The 22,766-nt window shown below is 36.2% G+C and carries 14 protein-coding genes; 10 read left to right on the top strand and 4 right to left on the bottom strand.

Annotation, left to right across the window (positions count from 1 at the left end; all coding sequences use genetic code 11):
* Positions 1-230 precede the first annotated feature (230 nt).
* A complete protein-coding gene (gene dnaE, locus AACZ49_RS12400) occupies positions 231-4,616 on the bottom strand; it encodes a DNA polymerase III subunit alpha (RefSeq protein ID WP_339655301.1) in 4,386 nt (1,461 codons plus the stop codon).
* A gap of 151 nt (positions 4,617-4,767) precedes the next feature.
* Positions 4,768-5,631, bottom strand: coding sequence for a carboxypeptidase-like regulatory domain-containing protein (locus tag AACZ49_RS12395; RefSeq protein WP_339655299.1), 864 nt, complete (start codon positions 5,629-5,631; stop codon positions 4,768-4,770).
* Positions 5,632-5,870: 239 nt separating this feature from the next.
* Here AACZ49_RS12395 and AACZ49_RS12390 point away from each other — a divergent pair, with 239 nt between their 5' ends.
* The 10 genes from AACZ49_RS12390 to AACZ49_RS12345 all read left to right on the top strand — a co-directional run bounded on the left by AACZ49_RS12390 (position 5,871) and on the right by AACZ49_RS12345 (position 18,869).
* Positions 5,871-6,104, top strand: coding sequence for a hypothetical protein (locus AACZ49_RS12390; RefSeq protein ID WP_339655296.1), 234 nt, complete (start codon positions 5,871-5,873; stop codon positions 6,102-6,104).
* 50 nt (positions 6,105-6,154) lie between these two features.
* Entirely contained in the window at positions 6,155-6,901 is a 747-nt protein-coding gene (locus AACZ49_RS12385; protein ID WP_339655293.1) for a GLPGLI family protein, read from the top strand.
* A 110-nt stretch (positions 6,902-7,011) separates the two neighbouring features.
* Positions 7,012-9,702, top strand: a complete 2,691-nt coding sequence (locus AACZ49_RS12380; RefSeq protein ID WP_339655290.1) for a carboxypeptidase-like regulatory domain-containing protein — start codon at positions 7,012-7,014, stop codon at positions 9,700-9,702.
* A gap of 110 nt (positions 9,703-9,812) precedes the next feature.
* Positions 9,813-10,388: a 30S ribosomal protein S16 gene (locus tag AACZ49_RS12375; protein ID WP_339655287.1), complete on the top strand. Its 576-nt coding sequence runs from the start codon at positions 9,813-9,815 to the stop codon at positions 10,386-10,388.
* Positions 10,389-10,401: 13 nt separating this feature from the next.
* The gene (gene rimM, locus AACZ49_RS12370) at positions 10,402-10,929 is read left to right on the top strand and encodes a ribosome maturation factor RimM (RefSeq protein ID WP_339655284.1); all 528 of its coding nucleotides are present in this window, start codon (positions 10,402-10,404) and stop codon (positions 10,927-10,929) included.
* Between the two features lie 196 nt (positions 10,930-11,125).
* Positions 11,126-13,477 (top strand): PSD1 and planctomycete cytochrome C domain-containing protein, encoded by a 2,352-nt coding sequence (locus tag AACZ49_RS12365; RefSeq protein ID WP_339655281.1) that lies wholly within the window; start codon positions 11,126-11,128, stop codon positions 13,475-13,477.
* Between the two features lie 2 nt (positions 13,478-13,479).
* The gene (locus AACZ49_RS12360; protein ID WP_339655278.1) at positions 13,480-14,973 is read left to right on the top strand and encodes a DUF1501 domain-containing protein; all 1,494 of its coding nucleotides are present in this window, start codon (positions 13,480-13,482) and stop codon (positions 14,971-14,973) included.
* A complete protein-coding gene (locus AACZ49_RS12355; RefSeq protein WP_339655276.1) occupies positions 14,973-16,007 on the top strand; it encodes a 6-bladed beta-propeller in 1,035 nt (344 codons plus the stop codon). Before AACZ49_RS12360 ends, AACZ49_RS12355 begins: the two co-directional genes overlap by 1 nt.
* A gap of 2 nt (positions 16,008-16,009) precedes the next feature.
* Positions 16,010-16,810: a chitobiase/beta-hexosaminidase C-terminal domain-containing protein gene (locus AACZ49_RS12350; RefSeq protein ID WP_339655274.1), complete on the top strand. Its 801-nt coding sequence runs from the start codon at positions 16,010-16,012 to the stop codon at positions 16,808-16,810.
* Position 16,811: 1 nt separating this feature from the next.
* A complete protein-coding gene (locus tag AACZ49_RS12345; protein WP_339655272.1) occupies positions 16,812-18,869 on the top strand; it encodes an FN3 associated domain-containing protein in 2,058 nt (685 codons plus the stop codon).
* Here AACZ49_RS12345 and AACZ49_RS12340 read toward each other — a convergent pair.
* Both AACZ49_RS12340 and AACZ49_RS12335 read right to left on the bottom strand, forming a co-directional pair.
* On the bottom strand, positions 18,866-19,912 hold the full coding sequence (locus tag AACZ49_RS12340; RefSeq protein WP_339655270.1) for a TIM barrel protein: 1,047 nt from the start codon (positions 19,910-19,912) through the stop codon (positions 18,866-18,868). The two genes, AACZ49_RS12345 and AACZ49_RS12340, sit on opposite strands and share 4 nt — an antisense overlap.
* A 37-nt stretch (positions 19,913-19,949) precedes the next feature.
* A complete protein-coding gene (locus tag AACZ49_RS12335) occupies positions 19,950-22,715 on the bottom strand; it encodes a PVC-type heme-binding CxxCH protein (RefSeq protein ID WP_339655268.1) in 2,766 nt (921 codons plus the stop codon).
* Positions 22,716-22,766: the final 51 nt, after the last annotated feature.

Below are 22,766 nucleotides of genomic sequence, written 5' to 3'. Positions count from 1 at the left end.
TACTTTTATTGATTATGCAAATTTAGTCAATTATTCTTCCGATTCCTTACGAGGTCATGATTCGTTTTACCTATTAAGGTATCAAGCTAATTTATCAATTTATCTAACTAGTTTTTACGTATTCTTAGCTAAACTTATATTATAATATAGCTATTTGCCTATGGTCAAAAGAACTATGCTATTAACGAGTTAAAGACTTAATTTAGTATTGTTGATGTAATTCAGTTTGTTTAATTCAATTTATAATGTATATTTTGTTCTTCAAGTCTATGTAGTAATTCTGTTGAGATTTGAACTTTCTGTCTTCTGCTCGATAAATTGACTTTTATTTTTTCTTCCATTTCATACACTATAAAATTAATCGGATGCTCACCTTTATGATTTACAAGAGTGTCTTTTAACTGCAGTACTTTGTTTTCTTGTAATTCGGAGATGTTTAATTTTATGGTTAATTTTCGTGCATAGGTTTCCATAACTTCTTGCAGCATCATAAAACTGTTGAATTGTATTCTTGGATCACCTTTCTTGCCGGTATCTTTATTTGTCCAGCCTTCACGAACGAATAATTTTACATAAGCGAAAGAATTGATCATTAGAAAATGACGGAATTTTAAATATTCTTCCCCAAAAATCCGGAATTCGAAAGAGTCTGTATAATCTTCCATGGTAAATGCTGCCCAGCCTTTTCCGTTTTTAGAGACCCTATGCTGAACATCTGTTATAACGCCGGCAAAGGTGAGTTCTCTGTTCACATAACTCGGTAAATCGGTGGCGCAGGCAACATTGGCATTGCAGAAGGACTTTATTTCTGTTTTAAAATCATCTAGGGGATGGCCAGAAATGTAAATACCTACTACTTCCTTTTCTCTGCGCAATTTTTCCATGGTTCCCCATTCTTCGCAAGGTGGTACCATGGGTTCTGGAATTTGAACTTCACTTGCATCTCCGAATAAGCTTACTTGAGCAGAGTTTTCATTTTCTTGATATTTTGCTCCGTACTTGATTACCTTTTCCAAAAAGGTTATTCCGTCGCCCTCATCATGAAAATATTGTGCTCTATGTGAAGTGCCAAATGAATCGAAACCACCGGCAACAGCTAAATTTTCAAAAGCTTTTTTATTCGCTGCTCTAAGGTCTATACGTTTCGTAAGGTCAAATACAGATTTAAATGAACCATCTTCTTGACGATTTTTAACGATAGTCTCAACAGCTGAACGGCCTACACCTTTTACGGCGCCCATACCAAAACGAACCGCCCCTTGTTTGTTTACAGCAAATTTGTAATACGATTCATTCACATCAGGTCCAAGAACATCTAAGCCCATACGCTTGCATTCCTCCATAAAGAAGGTTACTTGCTTAATATCGTTCATGTTATTACTTAAAACAGCTGCCATATATTCGGCAGGGTAGTGGGCCTTTAAATAGGCGGTTTGATACGCGATATATGCGTAGCAGGTTGAATGACTTTTATTGAAAGCGTAGGCAGCAAAAGCTTCCCAATCTTTCCAAATTTTCTCTAAAACTTCTCTCGGATGTCCTTTTTTCTCCCCACCATCTAAGAATTGAGGTTTCAATTTTTGTAGTAAGGCGAATATCTTTTTACCCATTGCTTTACGCAAAACATCGGCATCACCTTTAGAGAAGCCTGCCAATTTTTGCGACAATAGCATTACTTGCTCTTGGTATACCGTAATACCGTAAGTTTCTTTAAGATACTCTTCCATGTCCGGAAGGTCATAAGCGATTTCTTCACTTCCGTTTTTACGGGCGATGAAACTTGGAATATATTCCATCGGGCCAGGACGATACAGGGCATTCATGGCAATAAGGTCATCAAAAACGGATGGCTTCAAATCCTTCATGTGTTTTTGCATCCCGGGCGATTCATATTGAAAAACCCCTACCGTTTCTCCACGTTGAAAAAGTGCATAGGTCTTTTCATCATCCAACGGAAAATCATCAGGCACCAAATCAATATTATGTTTGGCCTTCACAATTTTTACGGTATCCTTAATTAAGGTCAATGTTTTTAATCCCAAGAAATCCATCTTCAGTAAGCCGGCACTTTCAACAACGGAGTTATCGAATTGGGTTACATATAAATCGGAATCTTTGGCGGTGGCAACAGGTACGAAATTGGTGATATCACTTGGGGTGATAATAACACCACAAGCATGAATACCGGTATTACGTACAGAACCTTCTAATGTTCGCGCCATTTTTAGGGTCTGACCTTCAAGGTCATCACCGTCATGTATGTTTAAAAGCTGATGTATTTTTTCTAAATCATCGGCCCTGAATTTCTTTTTTAAGTCGGCCTCACTTTGTCCAAAAATTTTACTCAATTTGGACATGGTCGGAATCAACTTGGCAATTCTATCGGAATCGCTCAACGGTAAATCAAGTACACGAGCCGTATCTCTAATAGAAGATTTTGCGGCCATGGTACCATACGTGATAATTTGGGCTACTTGGTTGGCACCATATTTATTAATCACATAGTCCATTACCCTGCTACGGCCTTCGTCATCAAAATCAATATCGATATCGGGCATGGACACACGATCCGGATTCAAGAAACGCTCAAAAAGCAGGTCGTATTTTAAAGGGTCAATGTTGGTAATGGTCAAGCAATAAGCGACCACCGATCCTGCAGCAGAACCACGACCGGGACCAACGGAAACATCCATATTTCGTGCTTCACGAATAAAATCTTCCGTAATCAAAAAGTAACCAGGATAGCCTGAATTTCGAATCGTATCCAATTCAAAATCGATACGTTCCCTTATTTCCGGTGTAATTTCAGGATATCGTTTTTTAGCACCTTCGTAAGTGATGTGCCTTAAATAGGCATTTTCACCCCGATTACCGCCATCTTTCGCATCCTCAAGGTCTTTGTATTCTTCTGGGATGTCGAAAACAGGTAACAGTACATCACGTGCCAATTCATACGGTTCAATCTTATCTAGAATTTCCGAGATGTTTAAAATAGCATCGGGCAGATCTTTAAAGAGTTCTTTCATCTCATTTTGAGACTTGAAATAGTACTCTTGATTCGGTAAACCGTATCGGTAGCCTCTTCCACGCCCAATTGGGGTGGCTTGTTTTTCGCCGTCTTTTACACAAAGCAAAACATCATGGGCGTCGGCATCTTCTTTGGCGCAGTAATAAGTATTGTTTGTTGCGACTAACTTAACCTCATGTTTTTTGGCAAATTCAAGTAGTACTTTATTGACTCTTTCCTCATCTTCTTGACCATGGCGCATGAGTTCCATATATAGGTCGTCACCAAATTCTTGTTTCCACCATAGTAAGGCTTCTTCGGCTTGGTGTTCACCGACGTTCAATACTTTTCCGGGTACTTCGCCGTATAAGTTACCGGTCAATACAATGATATCTTCTTTATACTGTTGAATTACTTTCTTATCGATTCGCGGCACGTAGTAAAATCCGTCCGTGTAAGCGATGGAAGACATTTTAGCTAAATTGTGATATCCTTTTTTGTTTTTTGCTAATAAAACAATCTGATATCCGTAATCTTTGACATTTTTATTCGTGTGGTCTTCACAGACAAAAAATTCACAACCTATAATTGGCTTTAGTTCTTTTGCTGTTGGTTCTTCGCCTTTTTCAATAGCCTCTGCATTTTTGGCTTGGACCGATTTATTATAGGCACCGATCTCTTTTACAAAATGGAACGCACCCATCATATTTGCATGATCGGTAATAGCTACGGCCGGCATTTCTGCATCGCCAGCAGCTTGTACCAAATCTTTTACGGCAATGGTAGATTGTAATACCGAAAATTGCGAGTGGTTATGAAGATGGGCAAAGGTTGCATCTTCTAAGGTTTTTATATTTTCTTTTATCTCTTCTTGAGAAACACTGCCTGTATCTTTTGCCCAAAGTGCATCGGCAATTTTTTTGGAGGCTTTTTTAAGGTTGATGTGCTTAAGGCCGATGAGTTCGATTTCTTTCGGATTCGCTTCCGAGAAATTTTTGAAATAATCAAGCTTAACATCTAATTGTTCGGTAGTGTATTGTTGTTTTCTTATCAATTCCAAAAAACAACGTGTCGTAGCCTCTACATCGGCAGTTGCATTGTGCGCTTCCCCAAAAGGAACCCCGAATAAATACTGATGTAATTCTGTAAGGGTCGGTAGTTTGAATTTGCCACCACGACCACCAGGTATTTGGCATAATTTCGCAGTATGTTCTGTACAGGTATCTAAAACAGGAAGTTCTTGCAGTGGGTTTTCCACACTCAACCGGTGAAATTCTGCACCCATAATGTTAAGGTCGAACTTTACATTCTGCCCAACAATAAATTTGGTTTTGGACATTGCGATATTGAACTTCTCCAAAACTTCTGCTAACGGAATACCTTTTTGTTCTGCCAACTCGGTCGAAATACCGTGAATTTGCTCCGCATCGAACGGAATGGTAAATCCGTCGGGCTTTACCAAATAGTCTTGATGCTCAATCACCTTACCCATGTCATCATGCAATTGCCAGGCAATCTGAATACAACGAGGCCAGTTATCGGTATCGGTTATAGGAGCATTCCAATTTTTAGGAAGACCGGTGGTTTCGGTATCAAAGATGAGGTACATAGCGAATTTTATGAGTGTTCAAAGCGGCCTGTTCATTGGCCTAAAAAGTGCCTATAAAATTACTAAAAAGTAAGGTGTTGAAAAAGTGGAGTTGCTAGGAGTTATTAACGACCTTGATCTAATTGTTTATAGCAAGAAACCTTTTCAGACTTTAATTGTTTAAAACCAGTTCAAGAGCTAAGTGATTGTATTTGTTTCTATATTTTTCTAATTCTGTTAATTTCCAAATTCTATTCCATCTTCCATACCGGTAATACCAGCTGTCTTTTTGAGTTTCTAGTTGCATAAAACCAATTTCTGGTTGAATGGCACCCCACATTCTTCTATACTTTTGAAAAGGTATCCACTCAACTGCAATAAAAAAACCTTCCTTAGGGAAAGCTATTTTTAATGCTTGTAAATTTATTTTAGTAACTTTTTTGCCTTTGGGTGCGGTTACGATAATGTTGTCTTTGAAAAGATAACCTTCTGGTTCTCCTTTACTATTAACAGTGTACAATTTTAAAATAAATTTTGAATCTTCCATATCACTATGGGTTGCAATGCGTACTTCATTTAAATAGGGTGTCTTTTTATAATCTGGATGATATCTATAATATTTTGCAAATATCCACTGTTCTTTAAATCCCGGCAAGTAGAATCCTAGTTTAGAGTGTTGAATTTTTCCAACTTTTTGGGTTAGTTTTTTTCTTTTTGATGTCGCTAAGACTATAGCTTCCTCCAAGTATGTTATTTGCGGTTTGAGTTGAATGGTATTGGTTATTTGATTACTAGCTATTTTTTTGGTTATGTAACCAACTGCAGAAAACACTATTGTTTTAGTACCGTTAAAGCTTCCAAGTTTAAAGCTTCCGTCTGTATTGCTCATTGTACCCAGATTCCAGTCTTGTACCCAAATATTTACATAAGGGATGGGGTCTTTAGTTATCGAGTCTAATACAATAGCCTTTATTTGAGAAAATAGCGTGTTGGTATAAAGGAAAATAATTAAGATACCGATATGGTGTTTTTTCATAATATTTTGAAATACCTGACAAATCAAAAATAGTTAATGTTTTTAGTTTACGATTAATAATAAAACGTAAGTTATTTCCTATCAAATAAAAGTTAATAACATAATAACCTCCAATTTAACAAGGTTTTTCTATGTGAATACATTTTTTTTTTTTTGATATTTTTGAGAAATACCTTACGGATTTGCGCAAAACATTGTACAAGGTTAAAACTTATTAATTAATTTAAAATTTTTAGAAAATGAAAAAAATACTTTTCACCCTGTTTTTAACCATTACATTTGGTGTAGGTTTAAATGCTAATGCGAAAACTAAAAGAACGATAAATATTCAAGAATTTGAATATTTGGATTGTATGGCTGAAGCAACAGGATATTATAATTTTCTCCTAGAGGAAGGTGTTTCTGAAAGAAAAGCTCAAAAGAGAGCAAATGTCTTTTTAAATGCTTGCTTAGAAGTTGGAGGTATTCAATAATATTATTTTTAACTTTAATGGGCTAATCTTAGCCCATTTTTTAATTTTTTATGAAAACAAATATTTTATTTTTCTATCTATTTTTTGCTATTACTTTTTGTTCTTTTTCTCAAAGTAATAGCGGTTTTATTATTTATGGACAAAAAATCACAGCTTCAGATAACAATAAGGATAAAGCCAAGATTAATTCTAAATATCAAAAAATGTATACAGCGCAATTGAATGCTATACGTGAAAGTTCAAAAAGCATAACATATACGTTACGATTTAATGAGGATGAATGTTCTTTTAAAGTTGATAAAAATTTAGATTTAGATGGAGATGAAGGAAATTTTGAAGATGCAGCCCTTCATGTAGATGGAGATGGCGAGAGATATTTTTCATCAAAGACGAATATTGGTTTTTGGGCGCATAATGCATTTGATAAAGATGTAGTTTTAATAGATTCAATTAATTCAGCGAGTTGGGTAATTACTAAAGAGGTGAAAAAGTTTGGAGAATATGAAGTGATTAAGGCTACTCAAGAGCAATTATTAAGTAACGGCAAAAAAAATCAAATTATCGCTTGGTTTGCGCCATCTATTTCAAATAGTTTTGGACCTATAGGATATTACGGGTTGCCTGGTGCAATATTGGAATTGCATGGTATAGATTTTGTCATTTTCGCTAAGGAAATTAAATTAAGCTCTAAAGATTTTAAAATTAACAAGAACTTAAAGGGTGAATATTTAAATAAGGCAGAATATGAAAAGTTTAGCAAGGAAGCAGTTGCAAATAGTATTTTTAAACCGAATTAATTAAAGTAATTTTATAAAATAGGTCTTACTTACTATGTACGAAATATGCTGAAATCTTTATTTTAAATAAATACTTCCTAAGTAACTTGAAAAGACCTACTTATTATTAAATGATAGAATCCTTTTTAAGACTACAATTCCACTTACCCAAGCTGGTTATTTTCTTTATTTTACATATTGTCAACTCTCAAGAGGTGATGTTGTCTGGCATTGTTTATGACAGCTTACAGCCTTTAGCGTATGCTAATATCATTGCTTTCCCAGATTCAAATGAAGATGTGGTAAAATTTGCCATTAGTAATGAAAAAGGGGGGTACAAATTAAAGGTTTTGAAGGATATAACTTATACTGTTAAAGTAAGTTATTTGGGATATGGTAGTGTAAATTTCAGTCTCATTCTTCAACAAAATACTATAAAGAATATAGTATTAATAGCGAAAGACAATGTATTAGAAGAGGTTGTGGTTTCTTACAAAGTGCCTATTGAGGTTAAAGAAGACACTATTATTTACAATACAGACGCTTTTGTAAATGGCCAAGAACGAAAATTACGAGAGGTATTGAAAAAACTACCAGGAGTAGAAGTAGATCGTGAAGGAAATGTAAAAGTGAAGGGTAAAAAAGTTACCAAGGTAATGGTAGATGGTAAAACTTTTTTTACAGGTAATAGTAAATTGGCCGTTAACAATATACCTGCGAATGTAATAGGTCAAATTGAAATCTTGGATAATTATAGTGAAGTTGGTTTTTTAAAAGGACTTCAAGATAGTGATCAAATGGCCATGAATATACACCTTAAGGAGGATAGTAAAGAATTCATTTTCGGTGATGTAGAAGTGGGTGGAGGTATTAAGAACAGATACCTGGTTCACCCAACACTTTTTTATTATAGCCCAAAAACCAATATTAACATAATTGGTGATTTGAACAATACGGGTCAAAAATCATTTACCCTAAACGATTACCTTGAGTTTGAGGGCGGTTTCAGTAAGCTAATGGGCGATATGAAAAGCTATTTTAATCTTTATAATGATGACTTTGCTAAATACCTAGGCAATGATGACTTTAAAGAAAATAAGAATCAATTCGTGGCATTCAATATTAGACAGGCCCTTACGCCTAAAACCGACTTGAATGCCTATGTTATAACTAATGGGAGTACAGTCGAAACCGAGACCAATACAGTCAATCAATATAGTAGTGATACTCCTTTAATTGAAAATAGAATAGTTGCTAATAGTCTGAATAATTTTTTTGTCATTAGCAAGCTTACGTTCGAGTATGAGCCCAATACTAAAGAGGACCTTGCCTTAAATTCGTTTGTAAAATTGACCGAAAATGACTTTAATGGTGCCATTGGTACGATAAGTTCTTTGCAAGACAATGATTTTAAGACTCTAGGGGCTTTAAAAGGTGTTGATTTAAAGCAGAACTTGGAGTATAGTAGAAAATTTTCAAGGGCTCAAGTTTTAAGCACAGAAGCCACTTTGACTTACCAAAAAAATAGACCCAACTTTAATTGGGTTACTAGTCAACGTTTTCTTGGCAATTTAATACCCTTGCAAGAAGATTCGGTGTTTAATGTTTTTCAACAAAAAGAAAGTGAGAACATCAGTTTTGATCTTGTTATAAAAGACTACTGGGTATTAAACAATTTTAACCATATCTATACCACAATCGGCACTAATTTGCTCTATGAAAACTTTTACACCGAGGAATATCAGCGATTGACTAATGGTAGTATAAATAATTTTAGTGCCAATGGTTTTGGTAATGACATTGCCTATCGTTTCAACGATACCTTCATTGGGCTTGAATACAAATTTTTGGCAGGTGCCTTTACCATTAAGCCTGCATTATTCTATCATGAATATTTTTTAATAAATGAACAGCTAGATACTTCTTTGGCTAATAATACATCGTTGGTTTTACCAGAATTGAAAATAGAGGTAAAATTAAACAGTAGCGAAGAATTGAATTTTCAATATGGGGCAAAGGTTAGATTTCCAACTCCGCCCAAATTGATCAGCAATTTTCTATTAACAGATTTTAATCAAGTGTTTCGCGGTAATGTGAATATAACTAATGAACGATACCATTCCATTTCATTGAACTATACTAAATATAGTCTTTTTAGTGGGCTGAATATCAATGCTGGAATTTATTACAATAGAAAGACGCAGAGTACTAAATTTACTACTGAGCTACAGGGAATAGATCAGTTTAGAACCCTTACGATGTTCTATATGCCGGAAAACAGTTTGTCAGGGCGATTTATTTTCAATAAAAAAATCAAAAACATAAAATTTGGTATTGAAAGTAATGTAAGCTACAATGAGTTTTTTCAGATTGTTAATTCTAATACTTCGAAAAACATTTCAAAATCTTTTTCTAATACTGGAAAAATAGAGACTTTTTTCAAAAAAATTCCTAATTTAGAAATAGGTTATACATATTCACCATCAAAATTTCTAACAACTTTTGGAACTTCTAATTTCTCTAATAGTAAATTCTTCACCAATCTTGAATATAACTTTTTAAGTGATTTTCAATTAAAAGTAGATTATTCTAAGTCAACTTTTGAAAATAGTAATCGAAACGTACAAAACATCTTTGATATGGCAAATACCTCCTTGTTTTACCAAAAAGAGGATAGTGAGTGGGGTTTTGAAGTAGAGGTGAGCAATATTTTTGACACTAAATTTAAACAACAAAGCTCCTTTACTGATTTTTTAATTACCGATCAACGCACATTTATTTTGCCAAGAATGGTAATGTTGAAGGTTTCGTATAAACTGTAAAAATTATGTTGTGTATTTGTCAAAATCAGCTATATTTGCACCCGCTTAAGAGTAAGCGAAATAAAAAGAATTAATAACCAAGGGTCGGGCACCCTACAAATTAATGTGATATGCCAGTAAAAATTAGATTACAAAGACACGGTAAAAAAGGAAAACCATTCTATTGGGTAGTTGCTGCAGATGCAAGAGCTAAAAGAGATGGTAAATTCTTAGAGAAATTAGGGATCTACAATCCTAATACAAACCCTGCAACTATTGAGCTTGATATTGATAGTTCTGTAAAATGGTTGCAAAATGGTGCACAACCTACAGATACTGCAAAAGCTATTCTTTCGTATAGAGGTGTACTTTTAAAGCATCATCTATTAGGCGGTGTTCGTAAAGGAGCATTAACTGAAGAGCAAGCTGATGAAAAATTCAATGCTTGGGTTGCTGAAAAAGAGCAAGCTATCGCTGATAAAGTTGGTGGATTGGATAAGGACAAAGCTGATGCAAGAGCTGCAGCATTAAAAGCAGAGAAAGAAGTAAATGAAAAGCGTGCTGCTGAAGCTGCTGCTGCATTACTTCCTGAAACTCCAGAAGGTGAAAGTGGTGAAGCTGAGGTAGAAGCTGTTGAGGCTGCTGGTGAGTCAGAACAAGCTGTTGAATCTCCAGAAGCTCCTGCTGCTGAAGAAGATAAAGTATAATTTTTAAGAAACGATGCGAAAGGAAGATTGTTTCTACCTAGGTAATATCGTTTCAAAATATAGTTTCAAAGGTGAGGTGCTAGTAAAACTAGATACCGATGATCCCGAGATATACGAAAACATGGAATCAGTATTCGTTTCTTTAGGAAACAATCTGGTTCCATTTTTCATTAAAAGATGTCGCCTTCATAAATCTAATTTACTTCGTATAGATTTTGAAGAAGTAAAATCCGAATCTGATGCAGATCGTATTATGAAATGTGGTCTTTATTTACCCCTAACCCAATTGCCAAAACTTACTGGGAATAAATTTTATTATCACGAGGTGATAGGGTTCACTGTAATAGACGCTTTGCGTGGTAATATTGGTATTATACAAAGTGTAAACGACACTACAGCACAAGCTTTGTTCGAAATACAAAAAGAAGACAAACAATTGTTGATCCCTATTAATGATGATATTGTTACTCAGGTAGATCGTGAAAACCAAACCGTTTTCGTGAAAACACCTGAAGGTTTGGTAGACCTATACCTGTCTTAATAATCAAGACTTAATTCCTTTTATTTATAGTTTTATCGATATATCTGTTGTTATTTATGATATTGATAAAATACTTACATTTAATTTACACTATTAATAGTATTATTTAGAGGTCTTGCATCGTTATTGGTCGAATTTTAACTATTACTATATAGTAAAGTTCGTAAGTTCAATATTGTATTGTAAAATGCATGCTATGAGAAGTAATTTTAAGAAGTCTTCCATTAGATTTATTGTAGTAACTTTCTGTTGTGTTGCTTTATTAAGTTGTACCTCGAAATCTGAAAAAACAATTGCTTTAGCAGAAGGGAATACTAGTAATCAAATTCCTGAAAAAATAGATTTTACGTTTCATGTCAAACCAATTTTATCGGATCGTTGCTTTAAGTGTCATGGTCCTGATAAGAATGCTGTAGCGGCAGGGTTTTCTCTTCATTCTCCTGAAGAAGCATATAAAGTGATAGGAAAACTCAAAGATCACTTTGCCATTGTGCCAGGGGATGTTTCTAAAAGTGAATTGGTAAATAGGATTTATGCAAAGGATTTAAACCAGTTAATGCCTCCGCCAGAATCAAATTTGGTTCTTGAAGATTACGAAAAGGCTATATTAAAAAAATGGATAGAACAAGGTGCCGAGTATAAAACGCATTGGGCATTTATTCCACCAGTACAGCCAGAAATTCCAGTGCATGAAGGGGATAGTATTTGGGGGAATAACGAGATTGATGCCTTTGTTTTTGATAAGTTTAAAGAGAAAAATCTGAGTCCTAGTAATCCTGTACTTACTGAAAAGCTGCTGAGAAGAATTACGTTTGATCTTACAGGCTTGCCTCCAACTTTAGAACAGATAGAAAAATTTGTCGCAAATCCATCAAAAGAGAAGTATGAAGAAATTATAGATTCATTGCTCGTGTCGGTCGACTATGCAGAAAACATGACTGCAGAGTGGATGGACATTGCTAGATATGCAGATACGCATGGTTATCAAGATGATTTTGAACGTACAATGTGGCCATGGAGAGACTGGGTAATTCATGCTTTTAAGGAGAATATGGCTTATGATCAATTTGTGACCTATCAGTTGGCAGGTGATTTATTGCCAAATGCCAATTTAGAACAGATTTTAGCTACTGGGTTTAATAGAAACCATAAAATAACTGCGGAAGGCGGTGTAATTCCAGAGGAATATAGGGTGGAGTATGTGGAAGATAGAACCACAACTTTAGGTACTGCATTTTTAGGGCTTACTTTAGAATGCGCCCGTTGTCATGATCATAAATATGATCCTATAAGTCAGAAAGAACATTTTCAATTTTATAGTTTTTTTAATACGATACCTGAACAGGGCTTGTTGGCCAATGCAGCAGAATTACCCACCCCATACATAACAGTTACTTTTAAAGAGGTAAATGATGTTTTGGGGTTTATCAATCTACAAAAAAGTGAGTTGAAAGAAGTACCGGTAATGGTTATGAAAGAAATGGAAAAACCTAGGTCTTCCTATATTTTGGATAGAGGAATTTATGACCAATATGGTGCAGAGGTATTTCCTGATACGCCAGAATCTATTCTTCCTTTTAATGAGTTTCCTAAAAATAGATTAGGATTGGCAAAATGGCTTTTTGAAGATGAGCATCCACTCACTGCAAGAGTAGCCGTAAATAGATTATGGCAGCGGATGTTCGGTAATGGAATTGTAGCAACATCATTTGATTTTGGTAATCAAGGGTCATTGCCCACACATCCTGAATTATTAGACTTCTTAGCTATTAAATACCGTACAGAAGGTTGGGATACCAGAAAAATGTTGAAATATATTGCGATGTCTGCAACCTATCAACAAGATACCAAGACGACCAAAGAGAAATTGGAGCAGGATCCAGAGAACAAATATTTGGCCCGTGTTTCTCGTTTGCGCTTATCGTCTGAAGCGATACGTGATCAAGCTTTGGCCTTTAGCGGATTGTTGAATAGAGATGTAGGCGGACCAAGTGTTAAACCATATCAACCTGATGGAATTTGGGAAGAAACCACTGGTGGTGGAGGTGGTAGTACAGCTTCGTACACACTAAGTGCAGGAAATGATGTGTATAGAAAGAGCCTGTATACGTTTTGGAAACGTACCGTACCACCACCAAGCATGATGACCTTTGATAGTAGTTCTAGAGACTATTGCTCAGTAAAGCGACAAGAGACAAATACCCCATTACAAGCCCTAGTTCTTCTTAATGACCCACAAATGGTTGAAGCAGCACGGGTAGCTGCAGTAGGTGAGATGGTTGCGAATCCGAATGCGGAGAATGAACAGATAAAGAAACTATTCTATAAGGCTACTTCTAGATTGCCTAATGAGGTTGAGATTCAATCATTGGTTGCCTATTATACCGAAATGTTAGAAAAAGTTGAAAAAGGTGATATCTCAATCGATGAGTACTTAAGTATTGGAAGAAGTAGTGTGCCTTCAGACATAAATACAGAGAAGTTGGTTGCAATGACGTTAACGGCGCATACGATTTTGAATTTAGATGAAACTATAAATAGAGGCTGATTATGAGCGAAAAGAAAATAGTTGAAGAGCGATCGCTAATATTGAACAGAAGGTCTTTTTTGGGAAAAGCGGCAATGGGCGTTGGCGGTATAGGCTTGGCTTCCTTAATTGGGAATAATTTATTTAGAAAAGGGTCTAATGGTTTATATACAGCCGATAGCGGGGTTGTTGGAGTAAAGGGTGTTTTAGATTCTTTGCACCATCCGTCTAAAATAAAAAGGGTTATCTATCTTTTTCAAAGTGGTGGTCCTTCTCAACTTGAATTATTCGATTATAAACCTTTATTGAATCAACGTAGGGGAGAAGATTTACCAGAGTCTATACGTAACGGACAACGATTAACGGGTATGACATCGGGTCAAGATAGGTTCCCGCTTGTAGGTTCTAATTTTGGTTTTCAACGGCATGGTAAAAACGGCACTTATATAAGTGATTTGCTACCTTATACCGCTAAGATGGTCGATGATATTTGTATCATAAAATCAATGTATACCGAAGCAATAAATCATGATCCGGCAGTTACCTTTTTTCAAACTGGTTCACAACAGCCAGGTAGGCCGAGCATTGGTTCATGGTTAAGTTATGGTTTGGGTAGTGAGAATGAGAACTTGCCAGCTTTTACGGTTTTACTTTCGAGAGGGTCGGGTAGGCCAAACGGTCAACCACTATATACGCGATTATGGGGTAATGGTTTCTTACATTCCCTTCACCAAGGAGTTCAGTTTAGAGCTGCCAAAGATCCAGTGTTGTACTTGAATGATCCAAAAGGTACTACTGCGGAGATAAAAAGGTCTATGTTAGATAAATTGGCCGAGCTTAATGATCAACATTATCAGGAATCGGGTAATCCGGAAATACAGAGTAGAATTGCACAGTATGAAATGGCATACAGAATGCAAACCTCGGTTCCTGATGTCATGAATACTGATGGTGAGCCAGATTACATTTATCAAATGTATGGTTCAGATGCTAAAATACCAGGTACTTTTGCAGCAAACTGTTTGTTGGCTAGAAGGTTAGCCGAAAAAGATGTTCGTTTTATTCAACTATATCATATGGGTTGGGATCAGCATGATAACCTACCTGGTGCTATTCAAAAACAAGCGAAAGACGTAGATCAAGCTTCAGCAGCTTTGGTAGCAGATCTAAAACAGCGTGGGTTGTTAGAAGATACCTTGGTGATTTGGGGTGGAGAATTTGGTAGAACTAACTATTCGCAAGGTTTGCTTACCAATACTACCTATGGTAGAGATCATCACCCAAGATGTTTTACCATGTGGATGGCCGGCGGTGGGATAAAACCGGGTATGGTTTATGGCGAAACAGATGAATTTGGCTATAATGTTGTTGAAAACCCTGTGCATGTACATGATTTTCAGGCAACAATGTTACATCAACTTGGTATCAACCATGAAAAATTCACCTATAAATATCAGGGTAGACGATTTAGGCTAACCGATGTAGAGGGTAAAGTAATCAATGATATTTTAGCATAATGGAGAGAAGAAAATTTATTATAAATACTGCTGCTGCCTCGGCTGGGATATTAACATATTCTTCGGTAAGTGCAAATCTGTTGCGGTATAAAGATACTATTATAGGGCGTGGCAGTCACCAGTATAAAATTGATTTAAATTGGGGTGCATTGAATCCTAATTACTACCCAGTGAATGATTGTCATGAGATGGTGCAAGATTCTAAAGGGCGAATCTTACTCTTAACGAATCATACCAAAAACAATGTCATTGTTTATGACCGATCAGGTAAATTGTTAGAAACTTGGGGTACAGAATATCCTGGGGCTCACGGTTTAACCTTGAATGTTGAAAATGGGGAGGACTTTCTCTATATATCAGATAACAACCGCCATGAGGTAATTAAAACCACTATTGATGGTAAAGAAGTTCAAATTTTTCCTTATCCGAAAGAATCGGGCAAGTATAGCTCAAAAGAACAATATATACCGACAGAGACAGCTATCGCCGAAAATGGGGATGTATATGTTGCTGATGGTTATGGTGAACAATTTATAATGCGGTATAATGCTCAAGGAGAATTATTACAAACGTTTGGGGGTAAAGGCGATGAAAATCATCTATTTCAGAATGCTCATGGTATATGTATTGATACAAGAAATGGTAAAAAACCTGAGCTATTAATCACCGCTAGAAAACAGAATAAACTCAAGCGTTTTACTATGGATGGTGAATTTATAGAAAGTATAGATTTACCGGGCGCATTCATTTGTAGGCCTGTAATTAAAGGGAATAACGTGTATTTGGCAACGATATGGTCTGGTGATGGGTCAGATGGTACTGGCTTTATTTCAATTTTAGATAAACATAATAAATTGATTTCTGCACCAGGTGGATGTGCTCCCTTTTACGAATCTGATGGTCTTAGACCTATGTATCAAGCTATTAAGATTTTTACCCACCCTCATGATGTTTGTGTTGATGATGATGAGAATTTATACGTTGCACAATGGAATTCAGGAAAGACCTATCCAATAAAGCTAAATAGAATATAGCCATGCGAACAATCTATACACTTTTGGCACTAGCCATGTTATGTCAAGCATGTAGTTCTCAGAATTCTATTAATGCGTTTATGGAAATTTTTCCATTATCACCTCCTCAAATAAATGCAACGTCTATATTTTTTGACTCCATAACGACCGTACAACTTAGTTTTGACTTTCCAAATGCTGTTATCAAATATTCATTGAAGGGCGATGAAGTCAATCATAATTCTAAAGTATATAGTGCTCCATTGGAATTAACTGAGAGTACAGTAATAAAAGCTAGAGTTTATCATCCTGATTATTTAGAAAGTGAAGAGGTTCAAATTGAGGTAGTAAAAACTTCTACCAAGAAAACGATACAAGAGATAACACTTACGCCAAATGCGAGTGAGAATTATCCTGGTTTAGGTGGTGCAGGTTTAGGTGATTTAATTAAAGGTGCTGAGCAATTTGGAGGAGATAAACAGTGGATGGGTTTTCAAGCTGATACCATTTCAGCTGCGATAAAATTGAACTCAAATATAGAAGTTTCAACCCTCGTACTTAGCGTGCTTACGAATCAATCGAACTGGATTTTTGCTCCTACCAGAATTGAAGTGTTTAATGAGGGTAAAAAAGTTGGCGTACTATCGAACCCAAATAGTGCGATTGAAACTTCAAGCAGGGCTACATTTTTAAGTGTTCCTATTACAAAAGGCACCTATAGTGAATTTACTGTTGTAGTCTATCCTCTTTCCGAAATACCAGAATGGCATCAAGGAAAAGGTACTACACCATGGGTATTTATAGACGAAATTATAATTCAATAGAATGATTCAATTAGGCATACAAATAGGTCATCTACATCCACTTTTCGTGCATTTACCTATTGGTATTATTATGTTGGCGTTTTTGCTAGAAGTGTACGGAAGATTTATAGCTAAGAAATCATTTGATGAAGTTATTGAGTTTATACTTTTGGTTGCTGGTTCTACAGCTTTACTGTCTTTAGGAACCGGTTGGTTGTTGGGCGAGGAAAGTGGCTACGATGATGATGCTCTTTTTCTACATCGATGGATGGCGGTTGCTTTTACGGTTACGGCCATAATTTTGTATTTGGTGAAAAGAAGTAAGCGAAATTGGGTGAGCAAAACATATATTCCTTTGTTTCTTATCGTACTTGGTTTAATTAGCCTTACAGGTCATTTCGGCGGAAATATGACCCACGGCGAAGATTATCTGTTCGTAGAAGAAAAGGAAGAGATTGTCATTACAAACGTGCAAGAGGCTCAAGTATATGCTCAAATCATTGAACCAATTTTAGATGATAAATGTATGAGTTGTCATAATGCAAGCAAGGCGAAAGGTGGCTTGGTTATGAGTTCGCCATATGAATTGATTAAAGGCGGTGATACTGGCAGATTTTTAGACACCTTAAGTGGTGGTACTTGTTCACTATTTCTTGAGCGGGTACATTTACCCATTGAAAATGAGGACCACATGCCACCGAAAGGAAAAGTTCAGTTGACAGATAACGAAAAAGCCCTATTAGAATGGTGGATGGAAAATAACCATTGTTTCGATTGTAAGGTGATGGAATTGTCAACTGAAGAAAAAATGGCTGCAGTACTTACTTCTTTAGAACAAGATACTTCTGCAATAGCAGTATTGTCAAAAGAAGCAATAGAGGTTCCTAAAGATTGGCTACAGGGTTTGAGAAATGCAGGAATTCCTATACAGACACTTTCCAGACAAAACCAATTATTAGCAGTGAATTTGGCGAGTATAGACTCCATCACAAAAGACCAATTACAAGTATTGGAAGAATATGCTCCTAACATCGTCGAAATAGACCTTGGTTTCAGCAATTTTAATGATGAGCTAATGTCATACATTAAGCCATTTAAAAATCTTTTGAAACTAAAATTACAGGGCACTAATGTAACAGATGCTATTGGTAAAGATCTTGTTGATTTCGAACTGTTAGAGTCATTAAATCTTTACGGAACTTCGGTTACCGATAAATTAGCACAAAAATTAAAAAGTAATAAAAGGTTGCAAAATATTTACCTCTGGAAAACAGAGGTTACTGATGACGGATTGGCTCAATTGCAACAGAACCTGCCTAATCTTTCAATTCAACAATTAGGGGCAGATTTATTTGAAGCGACAGTACTAGATCCACCAACAATTTTAAGTGATGCCAGTTTTTTTAGTGACAGCCTAGAGCTTACAATTGAAAGTCTTTTTGAAGGGACTGATATTTATTACACGCTTGATGGCTCTGTGCCAACTACATCTTCTACAAAATATGAGACTCCTATAATATTAGATAATACCGCTAGTGTAAAAGTCATAGCAGTTAAGAAAGATTGGGAGCCTAGTTTTGTAACTGAACGAACCTTTATTAAAAATAATATAGCATATACTGATGTACAATTACTTACTACGCCAAACGAAAAATATAAAGGTAAAAAAGGTAAAACCTTAATAGATCAAAAACGGGGTTCGCTTAATTTTGTTGATGGTAATTGGTTGGGTTTCGAGGGTAAGCCCTTAAATGCTATTATAGAACTCAAAGAAAAGAATATCATTTCGAAAGTTTCGGTAGGAGCATTATCGGCACCTTCTAGTTGGATTTTTTACCCAACTGCAATTGTAATTTCATCTTCTAAGGATGGAGTTAATTTCAAAGAAATTGGAAGAAAGAACATGGGTATTGAAAGCCCTAATGCAGAAGTTAAGCTAACTTTTTTCGATATGGAATTTACACCTACCGATGCTAAGTATGTTAAATTACAAGTACTAAGTCCACTAAAAAACCCAGATTGGCATCCCAATCCGGGTGGTAAAAGTTGGATTTTTATTGATGAGGTCGTGCTTAATTAACTTTCCAAAGCTTTTTTAGCATAGGCCAGACATTTTTTAACTTCTTGCACCGCATCTGATCCTTCTGGAATATCATATTCTAGTTCAATAGTTGCCGGAAAAGTATATTTATTGTCACGCATTAATTGTAGCACTTCAACAATAGGCGTGTCACCGGTTCCCCAAAGTACATTGCCTTTATCATGCTCAGGGGTTTGCCTATCTTTTAAATGCATACTCTTGATATGGCTGTGTTTTTGGGTTACAATTTCTAAAGGCGCTTCGTTTCCTGCCGCAACAAAATGGCCTAAATCTAGATTCAACGCATTATGGTTAGATTGTTCTAAGGCGGTATCCCAAAAGGTAGGAGTTTGTTGTTCATGACCATGATAAGCTACAAAAACATCATGTTTTTCTGCCATTTGACCCAATTTCAAGGTGTGGGCGTCATCACTAGGGTGTTCTAAAGTTACGTGACTAGCACCTAGTGCTTTAGCTGCTTTCATGCCCCAATTAATTTCCTCATCGGTATTGTTTTTGCCAAACGCATTTGGTTTAAAGGCGTAAATAGTTACTCCAGCATCATTATACATTTTACGTAATTCCTTAAACTTGTCCATAGATACGGTAGCACGCCAAGCAGCTACTTCCTTATTATAAGCATCCAAGGTATTTTGCATTTCCACAAAACTTTTTTCTTCTTCATCATTCAGCTCATTATTCCTTTTACGCCTCATTAGGCCATAAAAAGTCATTCTGTTTACCGGACTTTCTGGTTTACCTGCATATTGTTCGGCAGGGTCTCCCATAAGTTCCACCGCATTTATTCCAGAATCTAAAATATATTGTAAAGTTGCTTCGGCACTTTGGTCTGGCATACTTCTAAAAGAGTAGGTGATAAGGCCCAATTGAACGCCGTTAATTTTGGAATTAGGTTGTGTCGTATAATTTAGAAAACCAGGAGCGCCAAAAACTGAAGGGCCTAATAGCGTAGTTCCAGCAATAAATGCTGTTGATTTTTTAAGAAAAGACCTTCGTTGTTGAATTGATTTTTTTGTTTTCATGATGTTAGGTTTTGGTGTCGTAAAAATTAAATTTCGTTTATTTAGATAGTTGGTTTTTGGTGTTTAGAGCATATAATTTTAACTGTCTTATACGCCACGGTATTTCATTCTCATCTTTTAGGGTAGAAGTCAATTTAAATTTTAGAAATTTTGTCAAAACCGGATTGAAGTCTAATTTAAAATCTTGATCTGTTCCTTCACCTTTATCCAGTACAACCCAATTTTCTCCATCCTTTGAAGTTGATATTTCATAAGATCTCGCAAATGTTTGTAATGGAGGAGGTGACCCTTCTCTCCAGCCCCTTGAAATTGGTTGTGAGTTGTATTGTAAACTGGTAAGCGCTAAAGCGTTTGGAAATTCAATTTGAAACCACATTCCTTCTTTTTGATTTTCGCCGGTAGTCCATCCCTCAAAATTGAATGCACTCTTTGGTGAAGCGGTTCCCCCGATTCGATTCGGTGCCGTGTGACTTGCCGTAACCTTCCAATCAGATTGTAATGGTAACGATGTTGGTACAGATTGTATTAATTCATTAAATCTATAGGTTCCCGGTTGGTCAAGGGTTTTCGCTCTTACTTCGGCTACATATTCACTCGTTATCGTTGAAGCTTCGTTAGACAGATTGTTTCTAATATAGGAGGCGATAGCAGCAACCCAATCATCAGATTGTTCTTTGTTTCCTACCATAATGCCAGCCGCATATGTTTTGCCATTTATAGGGCCTTCCAGACCATGAAGTATAGTTTTAATGATATATTCTGGATGTTCTTGTACGCGTATAGATCCGGATAACGGAGGGGCCATAACGGTTCCGTTTCCTAGCGGAGTTCCTGTACCATCGTTGCCGTGGCATTGTACACAAAGTTCATTAAATATCACTTTGCCTTTTTCTAAACTCTCTTGTTGTACCTCACTTAAGAGAACTTCATTTCGATTCCAACGATTTTCTTGTTTTACCGGTGTTAATATTTGAGAACCTACTGTTTGAATTCCTTTAGCTTGATTGGTTTTTACAATCTTGGATAGTGCTTTTTGATATTCTGGTATCTCAAGAAATGTAACCGTTAACATAGTTTGTAGGGCTACATCAACATTATCATCCTCCAATAATTTTAGATAGGATGTTGCTAGACTTTTATTTCCAGATTTATACAACGTTTCGCTGGCGCGTATGGCTTGCATTCTTATTTTAGGATTAGGGTCTTTAAAAAGTGTTTCCAATAGGTCTGGTTGTAGTGCCCCAAGTCCCTCTAGGCACCAAATTGCGTGGGTTCTAGCTAAATGATTTTTACTGGATATTGCTACCTTTCGTAACTCTGGCACCGTACTTTGGTCACGTGAAAGAACAATTAATTGTTGGGCTTTATCTCGCCACCAACCATTCGGGTGTTCCAGGTACTTGATTAATTCACCTGGTGTTTTATCGAACATTTTTGGTTGGGCCTTGTCACGTTCTTTACTATCATGGGTAATACGCCATATTCTACCTAGCCCTATAACTTTATCCAATTGGTATTGTTCTATTTTGGTTCTCAGATAGGTGCCTTTTTGTGCCCACTGCCCTTCTTGAATTATACCATGATACATATCCGTAATATATAAAGTGCCATCGGGAGCAGTGGTCATGTCTACTGGTCTAAATAAAGGATCTGTAGAACGAAGAAATTCAGATTTTTCTTCTTGATATGCATTGTGCAATGTGGTCAGACCTTCAGAAACTATAGGTTTAATTTGTCTTACAATTCTCGCAACAGGTTCGCCATAGAAATATTGACCATATAATTCCGATGGTAAACGATCACCACGGTAAACATCGTTACCTGCTGAGCCGGTGACACTGTTCAATGATCCATCTGCCGCTCTAATTTGATCCATGCCTCCTTGCATGTCGGCAATTTTAACAGCAGCACCATAGGGTATTTTAAAACCTTCTGCCAATTCGTTATCAATAGTATAATTTCCATAATGAATTGGAAATTGAAAATGAGATGGTACACCGCTAGCACCACCCTGAAACCATAATTTACCATCATCATCATGCGTAACACCCCACTGTGCTCTATTGTAACCTGTTTTTTCTCTAATTACGCCATTAGGGGTCTCTTTAACTCTAAATGCATTTACCGTGCTGTAAAGCCAATTATCCATCCCATAATACATAAATGCTTGTTGATGTTCCACATTGCCAGATCTGCCATATTTATTGGTAAAAAACTCCTTTTTATCGGCTTTGCCATCGCCATTCGTGTCTGTATATTTATATACATTGTCAGCATCAGATTCCATGGTTAAAATACAATCCTTGCCGTAGGGCAATACAAAACGCGGAAATATTAGGCTATCAACAAATACAGTTCCTGTTTCATAGATGCCATCATTGTCTTTATCCTCCCATCTAGAAATTCTGCTCTTTGGGTCTAAGGTGCCATCAGAATCTGCTGAGAGCATATATGTTCTTAGTTCTAATACATACATTCTGCCGTTTCCATCAAAAGAAATAGCCCCCGGTTGTTCAATTTGAGGTTCTGTTAGTATAGGTTCTATGTGATATCCATCAGGCAATAAAAACGTTGCTGCTTCTTGTTCTGGATAAAGAGGAAGAACTGGTGATTTTGGTTCTAGGTCTATGCCAGCCCAATCTTCATTTTCTGGGTCAGCATCTTCTGGAAGGGTTAAGACAGGAAGTGAATCTGACATAGAGTCAATAACAACATCTACCGGTTTCGGTTTTGCTTTTTCCCCCTTACAACTAAACAATAGGCCAGAAACAATAATTGTGCTAAAAAGAAGTGAAATTTTCATTTAAGATAGTATTGGTTTAAATACAGCAAATACGTTTTTCTATTCTTTGAA

Origin of the sequence: uncultured Maribacter sp., from assembly GCF_963975365.1 — a bacterium.
Classification (GTDB): domain Bacteria; phylum Bacteroidota; class Bacteroidia; order Flavobacteriales; family Flavobacteriaceae; genus Maribacter.
Note: the sequence above shows the minus strand (reverse complement) of the source record. Positions and strands in the feature narration are given on the sequence as shown.

Excerpts from the sequence above, each read along its gene's own strand:
- dnaE (WP_339655301.1), bottom strand. The coding sequence starts at position 4,616 with ATGTACCTCATCTTTGATACCGAAACCACCGGTCTTCCTAAAAATTGG.
- AACZ49_RS12395 (WP_339655299.1), bottom strand. The coding sequence starts at position 5,631 with ATGAAAAAACACCATATCGGTATCTTAATTATTTTCCTTTATACCAAC.
- AACZ49_RS12390 (WP_339655296.1), top strand. The coding sequence starts at position 5,871 with ATGAAAAAAATACTTTTCACCCTGTTTTTAACCATTACATTTGGTGTA.
- AACZ49_RS12385 (WP_339655293.1), top strand. The coding sequence starts at position 6,155 with ATGAAAACAAATATTTTATTTTTCTATCTATTTTTTGCTATTACTTTT.
- AACZ49_RS12380 (WP_339655290.1), top strand. The coding sequence starts at position 7,012 with ATGATAGAATCCTTTTTAAGACTACAATTCCACTTACCCAAGCTGGTT.
- AACZ49_RS12375 (WP_339655287.1), top strand. The coding sequence starts at position 9,813 with ATGCCAGTAAAAATTAGATTACAAAGACACGGTAAAAAAGGAAAACCA.
- rimM (WP_339655284.1), top strand. The coding sequence starts at position 10,402 with ATGCGAAAGGAAGATTGTTTCTACCTAGGTAATATCGTTTCAAAATAT.
- AACZ49_RS12365 (WP_339655281.1), top strand. The coding sequence starts at position 11,126 with ATGAGAAGTAATTTTAAGAAGTCTTCCATTAGATTTATTGTAGTAACT.
- AACZ49_RS12360 (WP_339655278.1), top strand. The coding sequence starts at position 13,480 with ATGAGCGAAAAGAAAATAGTTGAAGAGCGATCGCTAATATTGAACAGA.
- AACZ49_RS12355 (WP_339655276.1), top strand. The coding sequence starts at position 14,973 with ATGGAGAGAAGAAAATTTATTATAAATACTGCTGCTGCCTCGGCTGGG.
- AACZ49_RS12350 (WP_339655274.1), top strand. The coding sequence starts at position 16,010 with ATGCGAACAATCTATACACTTTTGGCACTAGCCATGTTATGTCAAGCA.
- AACZ49_RS12345 (WP_339655272.1), top strand. The coding sequence starts at position 16,812 with ATGATTCAATTAGGCATACAAATAGGTCATCTACATCCACTTTTCGTG.
- AACZ49_RS12340 (WP_339655270.1), bottom strand. The coding sequence starts at position 19,912 with ATGAAAACAAAAAAATCAATTCAACAACGAAGGTCTTTTCTTAAAAAA.
- AACZ49_RS12335 (WP_339655268.1), bottom strand. The coding sequence starts at position 22,715 with ATGAAAATTTCACTTCTTTTTAGCACAATTATTGTTTCTGGCCTATTG.